At 36.9% G+C, this 15,997-nt stretch carries 16 protein-coding genes and 1 pseudogene; 3 read left to right on the top strand and 14 right to left on the bottom strand.

The genetic code is table 11. The features are described 5' to 3' along the window. Window positions 1–55: 55 nt before the first annotated feature. The 6 genes from ACHZEU_RS16970 to ACHZEU_RS16945 all read right to left on the bottom strand — a co-directional run bounded on the left by ACHZEU_RS16970 (window position 56) and on the right by ACHZEU_RS16945 (window position 7,333). The gene (locus ACHZEU_RS16970; RefSeq protein ID WP_004225611.1) at window positions 56–1,285 is read right to left on the bottom strand and encodes an aminopeptidase; all 1,230 of its coding nucleotides are present in this window, start codon (window positions 1,283–1,285) and stop codon (window positions 56–58) included. A gap of 1 nt (window position 1,286) precedes the next feature. Continuing rightward, complete coding sequence (locus ACHZEU_RS16965) at window positions 1,287–2,435, bottom strand: DEAD/DEAH box helicase (RefSeq protein ID WP_004225614.1); 1,149 nt, start codon at window positions 2,433–2,435, stop codon at window positions 1,287–1,289. A 215-nt stretch (window positions 2,436–2,650) separates the two neighbouring features. After that, window positions 2,651–3,352: an aspartate/glutamate racemase family protein gene (locus ACHZEU_RS16960; protein WP_066038221.1), complete on the bottom strand. Its 702-nt coding sequence runs from the start codon at window positions 3,350–3,352 to the stop codon at window positions 2,651–2,653. Beyond that, the gene (locus ACHZEU_RS16955; RefSeq protein ID WP_404803585.1) at window positions 3,349–4,581 is read right to left on the bottom strand and encodes an ATP-grasp domain-containing protein; all 1,233 of its coding nucleotides are present in this window, start codon (window positions 4,579–4,581) and stop codon (window positions 3,349–3,351) included. Before ACHZEU_RS16955 ends, ACHZEU_RS16960 begins: the two co-directional genes overlap by 4 nt. Before the next feature lie 55 nt (window positions 4,582–4,636). Then, window positions 4,637–5,719, bottom strand: coding sequence for a C39 family peptidase (locus ACHZEU_RS16950; protein ID WP_254660063.1), 1,083 nt, complete (start codon window positions 5,717–5,719; stop codon window positions 4,637–4,639). Window positions 5,720–5,836: 117 nt separating this feature from the next. Further along, window positions 5,837–7,333 carry a class I adenylate-forming enzyme family protein gene (locus tag ACHZEU_RS16945; protein WP_404803584.1) on the bottom strand — a complete coding sequence of 499 codons (1,497 nt, stop codon included), beginning with the start codon at window positions 7,331–7,333 and terminating at the stop codon, window positions 5,837–5,839. Between the two features lie 244 nt (window positions 7,334–7,577). Here ACHZEU_RS16945 and ACHZEU_RS16940 point away from each other — a divergent pair. Continuing rightward, window positions 7,578–8,171: pseudogene (locus ACHZEU_RS16940) on the top strand (metallophosphoesterase family protein). A 40-nt stretch (window positions 8,172–8,211) separates the two neighbouring features. On the opposite strand, the gene ACHZEU_RS16935 reads toward ACHZEU_RS16940, so the two are convergent. The 6 genes from ACHZEU_RS16935 to ACHZEU_RS16910 all read right to left on the bottom strand — a co-directional run bounded on the left by ACHZEU_RS16935 (window position 8,212) and on the right by ACHZEU_RS16910 (window position 11,896). Then, window positions 8,212–9,963, bottom strand: coding sequence for a methyl-accepting chemotaxis protein (locus tag ACHZEU_RS16935; protein WP_004225627.1), 1,752 nt, complete (start codon window positions 9,961–9,963; stop codon window positions 8,212–8,214). A gap of 281 nt (window positions 9,964–10,244) precedes the next feature. Next, window positions 10,245–10,829 (bottom strand): DUF305 domain-containing protein, encoded by a 585-nt coding sequence (locus tag ACHZEU_RS16930; protein ID WP_004225628.1) that lies wholly within the window; start codon window positions 10,827–10,829, stop codon window positions 10,245–10,247. 102 nt (window positions 10,830–10,931) lie between these two features. Beyond that, window positions 10,932–11,120 carry a cysteine-rich CWC family protein gene (locus ACHZEU_RS16925; protein WP_048394824.1) on the bottom strand — a complete coding sequence of 63 codons (189 nt, stop codon included), beginning with the start codon at window positions 11,118–11,120 and terminating at the stop codon, window positions 10,932–10,934. Between the two features lie 78 nt (window positions 11,121–11,198). After that, complete coding sequence (locus ACHZEU_RS16920; RefSeq protein WP_279496234.1) at window positions 11,199–11,396, bottom strand: gamma-type small acid-soluble spore protein; 198 nt, start codon at window positions 11,394–11,396, stop codon at window positions 11,199–11,201. A gap of 12 nt (window positions 11,397–11,408) precedes the next feature. Then, window positions 11,409–11,618 (bottom strand): hypothetical protein, encoded by a 210-nt coding sequence (locus ACHZEU_RS16915; RefSeq protein ID WP_004225632.1) that lies wholly within the window; start codon window positions 11,616–11,618, stop codon window positions 11,409–11,411. Window positions 11,619–11,662: 44 nt separating this feature from the next. Continuing rightward, the gene (locus ACHZEU_RS16910) at window positions 11,663–11,896 is read right to left on the bottom strand and encodes a hypothetical protein (RefSeq protein ID WP_048394826.1); all 234 of its coding nucleotides are present in this window, start codon (window positions 11,894–11,896) and stop codon (window positions 11,663–11,665) included. Window positions 11,897–12,030: 134 nt separating this feature from the next. On the opposite strand from ACHZEU_RS16910, the gene ACHZEU_RS16905 reads away from it, so the two are divergent. Further along, a complete protein-coding gene (locus tag ACHZEU_RS16905) occupies window positions 12,031–12,525 on the top strand; it encodes a L,D-transpeptidase family protein (RefSeq protein WP_048394827.1) in 495 nt (164 codons plus the stop codon). 39 nt (window positions 12,526–12,564) lie between these two features. On the opposite strand, the gene ACHZEU_RS16900 is transcribed toward ACHZEU_RS16905, so the two are convergent. Continuing rightward, the gene (locus tag ACHZEU_RS16900; RefSeq protein WP_054548999.1) at window positions 12,565–13,332 is read right to left on the bottom strand and encodes a DUF2935 domain-containing protein; all 768 of its coding nucleotides are present in this window, start codon (window positions 13,330–13,332) and stop codon (window positions 12,565–12,567) included. Between the two features lie 210 nt (window positions 13,333–13,542). On the opposite strand from ACHZEU_RS16900, the gene ACHZEU_RS16895 reads away from it, so the two are divergent. Further along, window positions 13,543–15,216, top strand: a complete 1,674-nt coding sequence (locus ACHZEU_RS16895) for a ribonuclease J (RefSeq protein ID WP_054548998.1) — start codon at window positions 13,543–13,545, stop codon at window positions 15,214–15,216. A gap of 44 nt (window positions 15,217–15,260) precedes the next feature. Here ACHZEU_RS16895 and ACHZEU_RS16890 read toward each other — a convergent pair whose 3' ends face one another. After that, window positions 15,261–15,914, bottom strand: a complete 654-nt coding sequence (locus tag ACHZEU_RS16890; RefSeq protein WP_404803583.1) for a hypothetical protein — start codon at window positions 15,912–15,914, stop codon at window positions 15,261–15,263. Window positions 15,915–15,997 lie beyond the last annotated feature (83 nt).

Genomic DNA, 15,997 nt, shown 5'->3' with positions numbered 1-15,997 from the left:
TATCAAGCTACAAAATCGTTTCATCTGCTTCCCTCTTTTCTTATTGACTAAAAATTTAAAATGCCCAGCTACCCTTGCGGAAAATTGGCTCAACCGTACCATCTGGTAAAATACCATCGATGTCCATTTCACCACTGCCAATCATGAAGTCTTCGTGTGTCACAGAAATATTGGCACCCAATGCTTCAAGTTGACCGTTTTCTAGGTCTCTACCACCCTCTAAGCAAGTCGGATATGCCTCACCAATAGCTAAATGGTTTGAAGCATTTTCATCAAACAGCGTATTAAAATATAAAATTTCCGACGCTGAAATTGGTGACTCGTGAGGGACAAGTGCTACTTCACCTAAGTAGCTTGAGCCTTCATCCACTTGAATAAGCTCTTGCAATAAATCATGTCCTACTTCAGCCTCTGCCTTAATAATTTTGCCCTCTTCAAATGTTAATTTAAAGCCATCGATGATATTGCCCTGATAGACTAATGGCTTCGTATTACTAACATAACCGTTTACACCTTGTTTCATTGGCAGTGTATAAACTTCTTCTGTTGGCATATTGGCCACAAAGACATTATCTTCTGGTGTTTTACTACCACCAGTTAGCCATTTATGTTGTGGTGCTAAAGCGATTGTTAAATCTGTACCAGGTGCTGTATAGTGAAGCTTTGCATACTTTTTATTATTTAAAAGCTGTGCACGAGATTCTAAATTAGCTACATGCTGACGCCAATTATCAACGGCATTGCCTTCTCCAATATGAACCGTTTTAAAGATAGCTTCCCATAATGCAGGTACTTGCTGCTCCTCTGTTAATTGAGGGAAAACCTTTGCTGCCCATTTAGCTGAAGGAACTGCTACGATGGACCAAGCAATTAAATCCTTCATGACTGCATTGCGATAGTTTTTCAATGCTGCCCCTGATACTTTTTGATGTGTTGCTAGTCTGTCTGCTGGAATTCCTGTTAGCTTATCAGGATCTGCTGCATCAATCCATAATAGAGCTCCTTTACGTTCAATCAGTTCATCACGCATTTTCACAACCCATTCAGGGAAGCGATTAAATTCCTCATCGGATGCATGCTCAAAATAAGCACGATCCAATTCATCATCGGAAAAGTTTACATGAACACGGCCTGCCCCAGCCTTGTAAGCCTCTTTTACAACTAAACGGGCAAAATCTAAAGCATCCACAGATGTATTGACTAATAAGTACTGGCCTGGTTGGATATTCACCCCCACTTTTACTGCAAGCTCTGCATATGCCTGTAATTTCTCTTCAAATGTCATACTATTTCCCTCGCTTCTGTCCAATTGTTTTAGAATTACCTTCAATCAGCTCGCCATCATGCCATATTTTTTGCACAGGCTTGCCCGGAATTTCCCTTGTCCATTTTTTATAGGTTTTTTCATCACGATAAGATAATAAGGTTAATACTTCACCATCAGCTCCAGCACGCCCAGTACGACCAGAACGATGCAAATACTGTTCAATTGTTCGTGGGACATCAACATGAATAACATGTGTTAAACCTGCAATATCTAAACCACGAGCTGCAATATCTGTTGCAATTAAAATACGTGCATCTCCTTTACGGAATGCATCTAACGCTTTTTTACGTTCTTCTTTCTTCATATCAGAATGGAGCGTGACAATCGGTGCTGAACGGTATTGTAGTTTTGTTTCCTTCATTAATAATTGATCGATATTATTAACAAAAGCCAACGCTCTTAAACCCTCTGTATGGGAAAGTCGGCGCAGGAAATCCGTTTTATCACGTTCTTCTACCTTCACAAAAGAATGGACAACTTTACCGACCTTTAACATGTCCTCAGGCTTAATTTTAAAACGCAGTGGCTCAAACATCATACGACTTGCCACTAATTCAATTTCCTCTGTAATCGTAGCCGACACAACAACAACTTGTCGGCCATAGGCAGAACCTTCGATAAAGGATTTGATTACAACACGGTATTCCCGACTTAGTAATTGATCACATTCATCTAAAATAACTGTTTCGACTTCTTTGAGTTTTAATTTTCCTGCTCGTGCTAATTCGTTTAAACGCCCAGGTGTGCCAACAACAATCGTTGGCTTTTTCTTCAACTTTTCAATTTGACGAGCAGAATTGGCACCACCAATCAGCTGTTGAACAGTGATGTCTGTTCCAGCTGTCCACTCACGAATAACTTCTACGATTTGCATAGCGAGCTCTTGCGAGGGAGCTACAATCAGTCCTTGTGTTTGCTTTTTTGCCCCATTCACTTTATTTAATAATGGTAAGACATATGCTAACGTTTTACCTGATCCTGTTGGTGATTCCGCCACAATATCTTTGCCTTCAAGCATAGCTGGTATCATTTCATCTTGAATTTTCATGGGTGTTTCAAAGTTCCATTTTGCTTGTAGTTCTTCTTTTAATAAATTTATGACTGACATGTTATTTCCCACCTTCTATCTACTTGACACTAGTTTAACACACTCCGTAGGTTCCTACTTTATATGTACGTAAGCAATTGTCTAATCGTTTCAAGAGAACATTGCTTCCTTTCATAAAAAATCTGCTTCACTCAACACGGAAAGTAAGCCTGTCCACAACTCTTTCAAGAATTGTAGCTTACCCGTGAAAAGCAAGCAGATTCTTTTCAATTCAACTAATCGACTAATTCATAACCACAAGCTAAAATGGCACATTCAGCTAAAACGATTAATGAATCAATATAAATGTCACTTAGCTTTAAATCTCTGTTTACAACAGATAGCTCTGTACAACCTAATACAATTCGATCACAATTTAGTGCTAGCATCGCCTCTTCTATCGGTTGCCAATCTTCTAGCGTAACATCCTTCCCAGCCTTGACATAATCATAAATGATCGACATCACATAGGATCTCATTTCATTATCTGGAACAACTGGTGTAATACCAAACTCCTCAAGTGCTTCCTGATACATCCGTGATGTTAACGTGCCTGTTGTTGCTAAAATACCTACTCGCTTTGCTCCTAAATCAGCAGCACGCTTCGCTGTTTCGCGAATCATATGCAAGACAGGTATAGGAGAACCCTCTTCAATTTCTTGATAAAACGTATGCGCCGTATTACATGGGATCGCTATTATGTCTGCTCCTACCGAAGCTAATTTTTTTGCATCCTCAATAATGACTGGAACTGGATTATCCTTTGTATTATCTAAAATAAAGGCCGTACGGTCAGGAATATTTGTATCATTATCAATAATGGTATGTAAATGATCCTGATCTTTTTGTGCTTTCGTACGTCTTACAATCATTTCTCCTATAAACATTGTTGCAAGTGGACCAACGCCACCAATTATACCTAAAGTTTGTTTTTTCATGTGTTAGACAGACCTTTGTTATTAAAATATTTCTTATAGCTACGATAAAAGCTTAAATTATCAAGCGTGACATTCAACCAACGTTTTGCATTCATATCCTTATAATTAAAAATAGAATCTGTAGCCATACCTTGACGAATTAAACTTTTCGCCTCCATTACTAGTTGTTCATTTTGAACATATTTGAACAGCACACCATTCGGTACAATTGTCCAAAGATGCTTGTTCCTCACATATGTTAGTTGTTGTTTACTTCCTCGAACATAATCGTTCGCTACATACTGCATTAAATTAAAGCCACTGGCCGTCACATAATAATTGGAAAGTTCATTATGTAATTCAATACTCAACAATTTATATTGACCATCACGATCATCATATTTCATATCAAATGTGGCAAAGCCTTGGAATTGTATCGCTTCAAGGAATAGCTTAACATTATCCATTAATTCCTGATGATAGGTTGTCATAATCGCTACATAACGTCCTATCCCTTCTGGAGAATGTTCTTCTAAAATAGGGTTTCCTACGGCAAGAAGTTTTGCCTTCCCATCTTGTCCTATATATGCATTAACAACACGCATGTTAGCGTCTTCACCTGGTATATATTGTTGAATCATCAGATCATCACGATAAGCTGATTCTTTATAGATAGCACGTAATATACTGTCCTTTTCGTCCTTATCATATGCAATATATACTTTTTTCTTACCAGGAAAAATACAAGTAGCATATTTTGTCATATTCATGGGCTTAATGACAACTGGATAATCAAATGGCATGTTGTAGTCTTCATAATCATTCACCGTGCATACATGTGTAGCAGGGTATTGAAAACCAAATTGTGCACATAGCTCATACATGCTTTCACGAGTTAAAAGTTGATGCGCAAGTGTGGCGTCTACATAGGGAACTAGAAAATCCTCTGCTAACTCTTCTTTGTGTTCTACGATTCTTTTGACATAAAATTCATCACAGGTTAATAGCAGWAATTTTTTGTCTCGGAACTCCTCMGMTATGGMTTTTARGGCGGWYACRAATCTTTCTTCGAWATRAAGTMGCGGTATCTCGCGAAAAGTCCATAAATCACTTTGTTGAATTTTTTCCATGTTTGTATGGTTTAGTGCAAGTGGCTTCACACCATAGGCTTCGTAAAATGCTCTGGCCATGCCATAAGCATTCATTTCATCTCCAAGTAAAACAGGTAAAAAAACGTGCTCAATGGCCATTCTACTCAACTCACTTTAACTTTTTTATTAGTGTAACATACTAATGATTTATAGCTTATTTATGAACAGCTACAGCTTGTTTGCCTAATTCCTGATAACTTTTGAAAAATTGATCGACATTGTAAGTAACATACCCTTTTAAAGGATCCATTACGACTACCTTATCACCTAAATGTCCCGTTAAGACGACTGCATGTAAGTTCATAAAAGCATCATGTCGAGTCGTTTCACCTGCATAAATCCAGCCTCTTTCTGCTTTTCGTTTAGGCTTTGATAAATCTAGCGTTACCCATGTCACGACAGGAATACCTTCACGCACAAGCTGTAAAATGTCATCCTGTGAGGCGTTACTCATATTTTTGACATGTAAGTCAGCTTGTTTATCTGTAATAACTGCCTCAGCCGCTTTGACAATTGGAGCAGCAAAAACATACATGCCACGAGCTTTATCACGAGGATTACCTGCAAAAGCTTCATTGGGATTTGGTCCAAAACGTTGATTGCCTACTGTTCGTATTTCTTGCTTTGGTAAATACTTGTCAGTCATTTCGAGTTTTGACACATTCATTCCAAAATAATTTAATACGGCTGTAAGTGAAGTAATTTCACAGCCATGTGGCAGCTCGGGGTTTTGCATGACAACAGGGACATCTAACTCCTGATCGTCTCTTAAAAAGTGTGTTTGCAATCGATAATAGGGCTTTGTTGTATCGTAAGTGAAATTCTCGATTGTTGTATACCCATTATTTGTCGTACTATTTTCAAGTGTCGTTGCCGCAATTGCATATTCTCTCCCTGCCTTTAGCTTCGAAAATATAGCTTCTCCCTCTTCTGAACCAATCGCTTCTTCCACTACATCACCTGTTTGTACATCTGTAACCGTAAGGAAAAGATTTGGAATAGGTGCCCCGCTATTAAATTCTACTGTTAAAACCGTTAATTGATTTTTTTGTTCAGCACCTTGCCAAGAAAATGGCTGACAGCCTGAAAGTAACATAATAATCAAAATGCCAATAAGTAAAAGGCGTTTATACCCCGTCCACAAGACAAATTCCGCTCCTATTCTAAGGCGAAGAGCAGCCTCTTCGCCATTCTCATTATTCAATTTGTCGTAGACTCTATTATACGATACTTTCATAGCCGTTCCTATTTTATCTTCATTTAGTAACTATTTTTTGTACTAATAGCGAGTTACACAAGACAGTGAACCCCAAAAATCTGGATAGCAATTATGCCAAAGGATAATTGAACTGTCTTAAATTGTTGTCACTTTCGGCCGTAATGTATGCTTTAGTACCTTCCCAGAGGCATTTCGTGGCAATTCTATTAAAAATTCAATTTCATAAGGTACTTTGTATTTGGCAAGTCGTGTTTGACAATAGGATAGTATCGAATTTTCATCAAGAGACTTCCCTTCCTTTAACACAACAAATGCTTTTGGTACTTCTCCATATACTTCATGTGGCAATCCAACCACTGCTGCTTCTAAAATTTCCGGCATTTGATATAGAACTTCTTCTATTTCGATGGGATAAATATTTTCTCCACCACGAATAATCATATCTTTTTTTCGATCTACAATATATAAATAGCCTTCCTCATCAAAGCGTCCTAAATCGCCTGAGTACAGCCAGCCATCCCTCATCGCTCTTGCTGTTTCCTCTGGATTGCGTAAATAGCCCTTCATTACTTGTGGTCCTCTTACGCATATTTCGCCCACCTCTCCAGCTGGTACGGTCTTTCCTTCACTATTAACTACGCAAACCTCTGTCTGTGCTAATGGTTTTCCAACTGAGCCAATTTTCGTCAATGCATCCGTATCTAATAAAGAGGTAGCTGCAGGTGAATTTTCAGTTTGACCATAAAGATTTTGAACCTTTACATTTGGAAATGCTTCTTTCACTTGCTTTACAAGCTCATAAGGCATCGGGGCAGCACCGTAACATAATAAACGTAAATGATTAAAGATATGTGCCTTGAATCCAGGAGTATGTAATATAATGGTATACATAGATGGAACACCAAAGAAAATTGTCGCCTCAGTAGCTACAATTTGAGCTAACGTTTTAGTTGGTGAAAATGCTTCTTCAATGACCACTGTTCCCCCTCTATAAAACATAGGCATAGCAAATACATGAAGACCTGCACAATGAAACAAAGGCGTACAAATAAACATTTTGTCCTTGCTAGACATATTCATAGAAGAAGACCAAATATCTGCTGTAGCCACGATATTCTGATGCGTTAGCATGACGCCTTTGGGTTTACCTGTTGTTCCCGACGTATACATGACCACTGCCGTATCGTCAGCCTCTAATTGCACAATTTTTCTAGCACGATTATCATATTCAATTATGTTTTTCATTTCTTGAAATCCGATTGTATGTTGGAATGAATAAGAAACGTCCTCTAATACCTCTGTTAATCTTTCATCAAAAATTAAGCCCCTTGCTTGTGAATGATTAAAAATAAAATCAACCTCAGGAGCAGCTAATTTAGTGTTAATTGGCATCACAATAAATCCAGCTAATTGGACACCTAAATATGCGATTAAAAATAAATCTGAATTGAGCGTATATAGGGCAATCACATCATCCTTTTTAAAATCTTGTTCCTGCAAGTAAGTCGCAAATCTTTCTACACGTTGGTAAAAATCATGATAGCTTATTGCCTTTCCATCATACAATGTTGCAATTGCATTTGGTTGCTGCCCTGCATAGTCTTCCAGAATATCTGTCATAAACTTCGTCATTATAAGCCCTCCATACTTTCATTTTATTATTATTGAATAAACAAGAATGGGAAACTATTAAACTTCTTAAAATTCTGAAAATTACGATTATATTTTATCAAGCAATGTATTTCTTGGCAATTTTTCCACACATTCAAAATATGTAGCTGAAGTAACGAAATATTCATAGACATTTTACTTTTCTAGTAATTTCTATTAGGTGTATGATACTTGTACGATTATTATTAGGAAAGGCCGGGTTTAAATGCTTTATGCACTTTTAGGAGATTTACATTCTAATATAGAAGACACTAAAGCTGTTCTAGCTCATATTCAACAAACAGCAGAGGAAGCAACAATCATTGGGTTAGGGGATTTATATGAATGCACTGTTAGTAAGAAAAAGGCACAAACCATATCTGGCTTACCTTTGCAAAAGGCGGCCATAGTAGAAAGTGAATTTGAAAAACTGCTAACCTTCCCCTCTATTCGAGGCAATCAAGAAGAACGTATTACTCAGGTCACTGGCATTGAACGTTTTAAAGCTTTACCAGAGACAATAGAGATTGATGGAGCCACGCTTATGCACGGACATCAATTTAGGTGGAATGTAAGCTGGCAACCGACTTTCCCACACTTTCAAAAACCATTATTTTTCTTCGGGCATAGTCACGAATCAGGTCYTTATCATCWACAAAAAAAGCTGCCGATTMGTATTCGYTTCKGGCAACCAATTGCGTTAMAAGACAAACAATATGGTDSWMMTSTMGKYYTTSKTMKCYWYCMMCYWRAATGGTGTCTTTATGATAGCCAAAAGCGTACAGTGACATTTATGTGTGTTCCACCTATTAATCTATAAAAGAGCAAGCTAGTATGTAGACTAGCTTGCTTTCCATTTTTTAATGAATATATTGCTTTTTCTCACTCAATAAAATTTCCTTTAACTCTTTTAATTTTTCAATTACAACATACGATTCATCCGTAATTTCTTTCAGGTATTTTTCAGCGCCCGTTTTATTGCCTACATTGTACTCACGCACTGCTTTTTTTGCTATATCATGCACGTGAATAAATGGTTGTTCTAACTCTGCGTAGACACGCTCATCACCTAAGAGTTTCTTTCCTGTGCCGTAGTACCATTCGCCAAGGCGTGATTCTTTTGGAGACCCTACATCCTGCTCCGTCATCGTTTCAAAGCCTAGTAGCAAATTGTAGATTTTCCATCTCCACAATAGGTGATCGGTAATAGCTAATTCAATAATATCCTCTTGGCTAATAATAAAGTTTTTAGAAATTGTTGTGGATCGGTATCCATCAATCATTTTACTTAATTTATAAATGGCGGAGCCCATATCAAAAACGATTACCTTACTTTTTTGCATGCTCTCTGTAATTGTATGGTTACGTTCAGAAATAGTAGTAGCAGATTGTGCCTGTACCTTTGTCGTTGTAGCTATTTCCTCAAAGCGCGCCCCCTGCTGCTGTAAGTTTTTATTTAGCTCAGCTAGCGTCTGTGATATATATAAGGTATCTGTAACACCTTGATGTAAATCTTGGGAAAATTGAGTCGTTAATGAACTAATATTATGGGTAATATGAAGTAGCTCCTGTATATCTGTATGTATAGATTTGACAGATGTACTTGTATCATCAGCAAGTTTCCGAACTTCCTCTGCAACAACCGCAAAACCTTTTCCTGCTTCTCCAGCACGAGCGGCCTCTATTGATGCATTTAAAGCCAACAAATTTGTTTGATCTGCTATTTTTTTTATTAATTCCATTAATTTCGCTACACTATTTACACGCTCAACTAAACGCCTAATATCTTCCTGCATTGATTTATGGCCTTCATCGGTTGTCTGTAAAATAGATGATACTTGTTGTAATGATTCCAAATCCTGATTTAATTTTTTAAAGGCATGCTTTGTTTGCTCTGAAATATCACCCACTGATGTGGCAATTTCTTCAATACTTTCGTCTAACTCATGCATTAATTGATCTGCTGCAACAATCTCCTGTTGCTGAATCTCCTGAAATTCAATCAGTTCCTTAATGGTGTCTAACTGTGTATTATAAGTAATTATTTCACCTAATCCATTTACTACAGATCCTGCTTGAATTTCAATATAGGTCTCCAAAATAATTTGTTGATCAATTGTTACTAAGCTATCGTAAGACAATAAAACATCCAGCATTTTTTCTTCATCACGAGATAGTTCTTTGACAATAAGTGGAATGATTAATTGATTAATCAGTGTATAGGCAGATATCATCCAATTCGGTAGTACACCAATTCTTGCATGAACATAAGCAATTTTACGACGCTTAAAGACATAATCTAAATCTAATTCATCATCAAATAAGCTAATAAAATGTGTATCAAATAATCCTTTTAAGCGCTCTACTGTCGAATGTGTATTGATGACATGATTAAACTCTGGGATTTCCAGTAGACGAGCATAAAAATTATCGAGTATATGCTGTCGATTATTCTCATAAATTTTACGTAAAAACCCAACAGATTCTCTTCTAATTCTAGATAAAGCAAGGAAATCCAATTTTTCTTTAAAGCGTTCATTTGTTTCGATGTCTGAATTTTTCGTAGCCGAAAAATAATCATAACTTTGATTAATCTTCTTCCTTTTGAACATAGCTCCCACTCCTAGTTGTATTCAAGTAAATTAAAATTACCAATATTTTAAAGCCAATTATAGATTTCTCTTCATTACCTTCAACTAATAAAACATATATATTTTACCAACAATAGAATGACAAAAATAGATTCTCATTTAATTCTTTACACTTTATTATTTTTTCGTCCACTTTATTGACAATTTCTTATTTTCTTAGTTAAACACTGTCTTTACGCAGAAAAAGCGCTAAAATCCTGATTGATTTAGCGCCTTCTTCCCATATAAACTTCTCGTTAGTGCTAGCACTCGCAATCGCAATTTTGTAAACTATCCAGTAGCTTTTCCATGGCTTCTAGTTGCTCACACAGCGTTTGAATCATGCAACGTAGGATTGGAATTAACTCTTGACAGATGCAGAATCTAAGCACATTTTGTGCCAGTCGTATACCACCCTGATGATGGACAATCATTTCCCGAAGATAATTGATATTAATGCTATTAGAGACTGGTGGAGCACACATTGCATTGAACATAGCTTCTGTAATTTCTTTGTAAGCACACATATACTCGTATAATTCATACTCTGAATTTTGTACGACACAACATCGATTTTGTATCGCTTCAAGACTCTCAACCATTTCTGTATGTGTGCGAATGATTTCTAAGGCGAGATTTTGCACAGGTATATTCGTTGTATAACGTAAAACATTTTCAGACATTTGTATTGCTGCAACTTGATGAGGGATGATTTGCTTAATAAAATTTTCTGAGATACTACAAGTAATGGTTACATAGGTCATACCCTGCATCATTTTTTTGAGGATTCGCTGATATTCCTCTAAATATGCCTTTGTCACATTACTGAGTTCAATTGGTTTAGCCATTAGACACACTCCTTTCAGAGTAATGTATGCCTGCTAGGTTGTTGTGCGATAGACAATTGTACCAATTGCTAAATTTTTACCAACCTTTATCATCGTAAAAAACTATACTTGCTCTTTCTTATATGTAGCTATGCATGTTGAACAAATGCATAGATTTGGCTCTCTTTGCACTGTAGTTAACAGGGTTTCTGGAATGCTAACTGTCATACACCAGCACTCTTTTTCACCTTTTGCCACGCCACAATGGTTTTCGCCTCCGCATAATGGACATTTTATTTCTCCAGTTGACATGCTTTTACAACTCCTTTATTTTTCATCATTGTAAAATAAAAAGGGAAGAGCGCTCAATACCTTGCTCCTCCCAAAACTTTAATGTTGATGCTTGTGTATATCTTGTTTTACTTCTTCAATGTCAGTGTCACTATAAATAGATGTTCCACGTCCGCCACTTTTTGCTAACAGGGCCTTCACTTCATTATAGGATAATCCTGCCTCTGCATTTTTTTTCTTCACTTCGTTAATATTTGTGCCTGCAGATGTAAACTGGATGTCTTTTTCACGATTCATCATTTTTACCTCCTATAATTCATCTGGCTGCATTTCAATTAATTCGTCGCCTTCTCTTTTTACACGCTTATTGAGTTCCTCTATCGGAATGGCATCTACAGTTTGCATATCCTCATGCAGATCGAAAAGACTAATCGTATCTGATTCAACCATGTCAGGCTTGTCCTTACTATTTAAATTCATGAACATTTTCTTTTCATGTGGTATTTTTTCGATGTCCATTCTGTCACACTCCTTTTCCTATAATGTGTGTAATGCTGAACAGATTATGTGTCTTTCTCTTTCGTACTTTTATCAATTCGATGATACTCAGCTATTTGAATAACTCGTACATGTTTTGTGTGCAGTTCATGGTATATCCCCCTACTATCCGTAAAGGAGATATATTGATCACGTTCATTTTTCACTAATTTTTCTGCCTCTTGTTGCGATTCAATAAAAATGAATCTTCGTACATAATGTACCTCATCAAAAAAATACGTAATTTTAAATTCCTTCATCTTTATGCCCCTTAATCCTGCAATGTCACCGCTTATTCTGTCCAGAAACTGAAAAACCTTGCATTCCTAAAATTACATAAAACATCTAATGCATATAGTAGAGCAATAAACCTTTGCATTGGAGGGAACAATAATTGATTCATACTGTCAAAGCTGGTGAAACCCTTACTCAAATTTCTCAAGATTACCGTACATCTTTGGCATCCATTCTCGCTGCTAATCCAGGAATTCAGCCTGATCATCTTTTCATGGGTCAACAAATCGTCATCCCTGGCTTGCCTGAGCCCGACACAATTCCTTACCGTATTGAGATATCTACCAACAATCGCTGGCTCCGTTTATATAGAGATAATATCCTTCAAAAACAATACCCAATTGCAGTTGGACGCATGCTTCACGAAACACCAGTAGGTAGTTTTATGATCATCAATAAAGCACCAAACCCTGGTGGTCCTTTTGGCACGATGTGGATGAGTCTTTCTAAACAACACTACGGAATTCATGGCACAAATGATCCTAGCTCTATTGGGCATGCTGTTTCACATGGGTGTATCCGCATGCAAAATCGAGATGTTGAAGAGCTAGCCAGTATTGTGCCAATAGGTACAGAAGTAGTGATTCATCCCTAACTTAAAAGGCTATCTAGTTAGTTTAGATAGCCTCTTGTTTTACTTATCTTGTTCTCTAGCCTGTGCGAGCTTCGTTAAATAGTATTGCTCCTCACGCCACATATGGTCCGCCATAGGAGCTGTAAATGAACCTAGCACCTCTGCACTTAGCTCCATTTCTTCTAGCTCTCTTAAAAATGTTTTAAATAATGTCATTTCAAGCTCAACATCTTTACTAAAGCGTTTTAAAGCAGGAAAGGAATTCATATTTGTACGTAAATAGCCTGTTAATTCAACAGCCTTTAAATAAAATTGCTCAAAGTGTTGAGCAAACTCATGGCTCTTTTGCTTCAAACGCTTCTCAACACCGTCTAAATCATCATTAATAATGCCTGCATGTCCAGACGCATCTAAAAGCCAAACTAAATGATGATGAAGCTCATGAAAAATAGGTGGTGCTTCTCCTTTTTTTAAATAACCCAGCACATTTTGATATTCTTCTAATTCATTAACCATATGATTGACAAAAGTAGGCGTTAAATGAATCCCAATATCCCCCAATAGTTGATGTCTGAGTAGATGAAGCTTGAACTGCTTAAATTGCTCAACATTGTCGTCCACGGACACTGAAAAGGATACAGCATTTGAATCATCGAGTGAAGGGACATAGGTAAGTAACTGCGAGAATTGATAAATATACATATGGGCTCTTTGAATGTCTTCTTCTTCTGAGGGATAAAGGGCGTCATGAATAAATTGAGCGTGGTTTTGCATGATTTCTAGCCAAAATCTATGCTCGAAAATGGCATGTTGCACAAAATTTGACAAAGGTCTACCTCCTCTTATCTTGATTTTAGAGAAATAAACTAAAAAACTTCCCTCGAGCTGTCTTTGCTTTCTGTTATCTCCCCATTCTATTCTTCGTGCTATACAATTAGTCTTACTGTAAATTTCGTATAGGATGAAATGCTAAAAGCTATACTACCTATGGCAAAACCATTTAGATGGCTTTATTGAAAACTATAGGAGGGAAATACGTTGTCAACAAGTAAACAGCTATTATCCATATTCGCCCTAGGTGGGATAAATGAAATTGGTAAAAATATGTATGTAGTACAATATGCAGATGACATAATTATTATTGATTGTGGAGCAAAATTTCCGGATGAAACCCTGCTCGGAATTGATTTAATCATTCCTGATATTACGTTTTTACTTGATAATAAGGAGAAAATTAAGGCATTAATTGTCACACATGGACATGAGGATCATATTGGTGGAATTCCCTATTTATTAAAAAAATTAAACGTCCCTGTGTATGCTACCCGATTCACCCTCGGACTTATTGAGTTAAAGCTTAAGGAACATAAACTTTTAAGAGAAACGGATTTAATTGAAATTCATGCTGATTCAGCACTACATTTAGGACAAATCGATATTAGTTTCTTTAGAACCAATCATAGTATACCCGATTGTTTAGGAATCGTTTTAGCTACCCCTGAAGGAAATGTTGTCCATACGGGAGACTTTAAATTTGATCTAACGCCCGTTAACAATCAGTTTGCTGATATTCATAAAATGGCTGAAATCGGTTCAAAGGGTGTGCTTGTCCTTATTTCAGAAAGTACAAATGCAGAAAGACCAGGTTTGACCCCTTCTGAGCAACTTGTAGGGCATCATATCGAGGAAGCCTTCTTACATGCTGAACGAAAAGTAATCATCTCAACCTTTGCTTCAAATGTTAATCGCATCCAACAAATCGTACATGCTGCAATTGCCACCAATAGGAAGCTAGCTTTAGTAGGGCGTAGCATGGTCAATGTCGTTGATGTCGCGATTGAACGAGGTTATTTATTTGTACCAGAAGATCTGTTAATTGATGCACGAGAGGTCAAATACCTCCCACCAGAAGATGTCGTGGTCCTCTGCACAGGTAGCCAAGGTGAGCCTCTAGCTGCACTAGCAAGAATAGCAAATGGTAATCATCGTGAAATTAAGGTTTTACCAGACGATACAGTCATTCTTGCGGCTTCACCAATCCCAGGTAATGAAAAGGGCGTTTCTCGCATTGTAGACAATTTATTTCAGCTTGGTGCTAAGGTTATTTATGGTTCTTCCAGTCATACAGGTATGCATGTATCAGGACATGGTCATCAAGAGGACTTGAAACTTATGCTGACGTTTATGAAGCCTAAATTCTTCATCCCTATTCATGGTGAGTATCGTATGTTACATCAACATCGTTTATTAGCAGAATCTATTGGCGTTCAAAAGGGACATACATTTATTATGAAAAATGGTGATGTAGTTGATATTGAAAATTCAAAGGCAAGGCAGACACGGAAAATTCCTGCTGGGGATACCTATGTTGATGGGATTGGCATTGGTGAGGTGGAAGGTATTGTCCTCCGTGATCGCAAGCAACTTTCAGAAGACGGAATGCTTGTTATTGTGTTGACACTCAATAAAGCTGACGGAGCTTTTATTTCAGAACCCGATACCATTTCACGTGGTTTTGTTTATGCTAAAGATTTCGAGGCACTGTTAACTAAAGTCAATGTGCTTACCAAAGAAATCGTCAATGAGCTTCAAGAAGAGGGCAGACAGCAAATACATGTCCTTCGCCGAGAAATTAAAAGAGCTGTTGGACAATATTTATTTACCCAAACAAAAAGAAAGCCCATGATTTTACCAATTATTATTGAAATTTAACAAGTCGGTGCAAGGATTGCCCAATCCATTTGCACCGACTTATGTTAATTGCTCAACCTTTGAAAGGAATCATTTAAGAAATCTCCATTATAAACCTTATGTAACATATCAGCATATAAATATTGGAGCTGTTCAAAGCTATGATGTAAGTTTTTTGAATGCTGATTTACTTGTTTTGATACATTATCGAAATACTGTGGAAGTTTTTCTACCGCTGTGACTAAAGAATCTTTATTCATTAATAAATGTTGAATAGCGTTTAATAGTTGAGCTGCTCTATGCTGTATATCAAGAGGAGGTAATTCAMTTATTATACGAAGGATATGACGCCTCTCTTTATTTATTTGATACCATTTAAAAAAGTGAAATAAATAGTCACTAACAACAATGGATTCATTTGGAATAATGGCAATGATATCATGACCGATGCACACAGCTTTTTTACATTGATAAATAATGGTTTCCTTTAAATTTAATTTGTTGAGAAGAATGCTTTTTGCAGGTACCAGTGACAAATTTAATGAATCAACCGTGTGATCAATCTTTGGCACTTGACTAGCATCATCATCTACCAATAATTTCAAAAGTGTTGCTTTGGTGATAAAAGGAGTACCTTCCCTAGTAAAACATTGATCGTTCAAAATTAAATGACCAATTTGGACTTTTGCTATTTCTTCTAAAAAAAACTGCTTCACCATGTATGAACCCTCCAATCCTCTGTCCCAATTAATACCCTAAATACAATCTTCATTAACGCATACCTAGTTATTTATTTAGGTCA

The organism is Lysinibacillus sp. S1 (assembly GCF_044986265.1).
GTDB lineage: Bacteria > Bacillota > Bacilli > Bacillales_A > Planococcaceae > Lysinibacillus > Lysinibacillus capsici.
The sequence above is the reverse complement of the archived record's forward strand: the minus strand, read 5'-3'. Positions and strand labels throughout refer to the sequence as shown.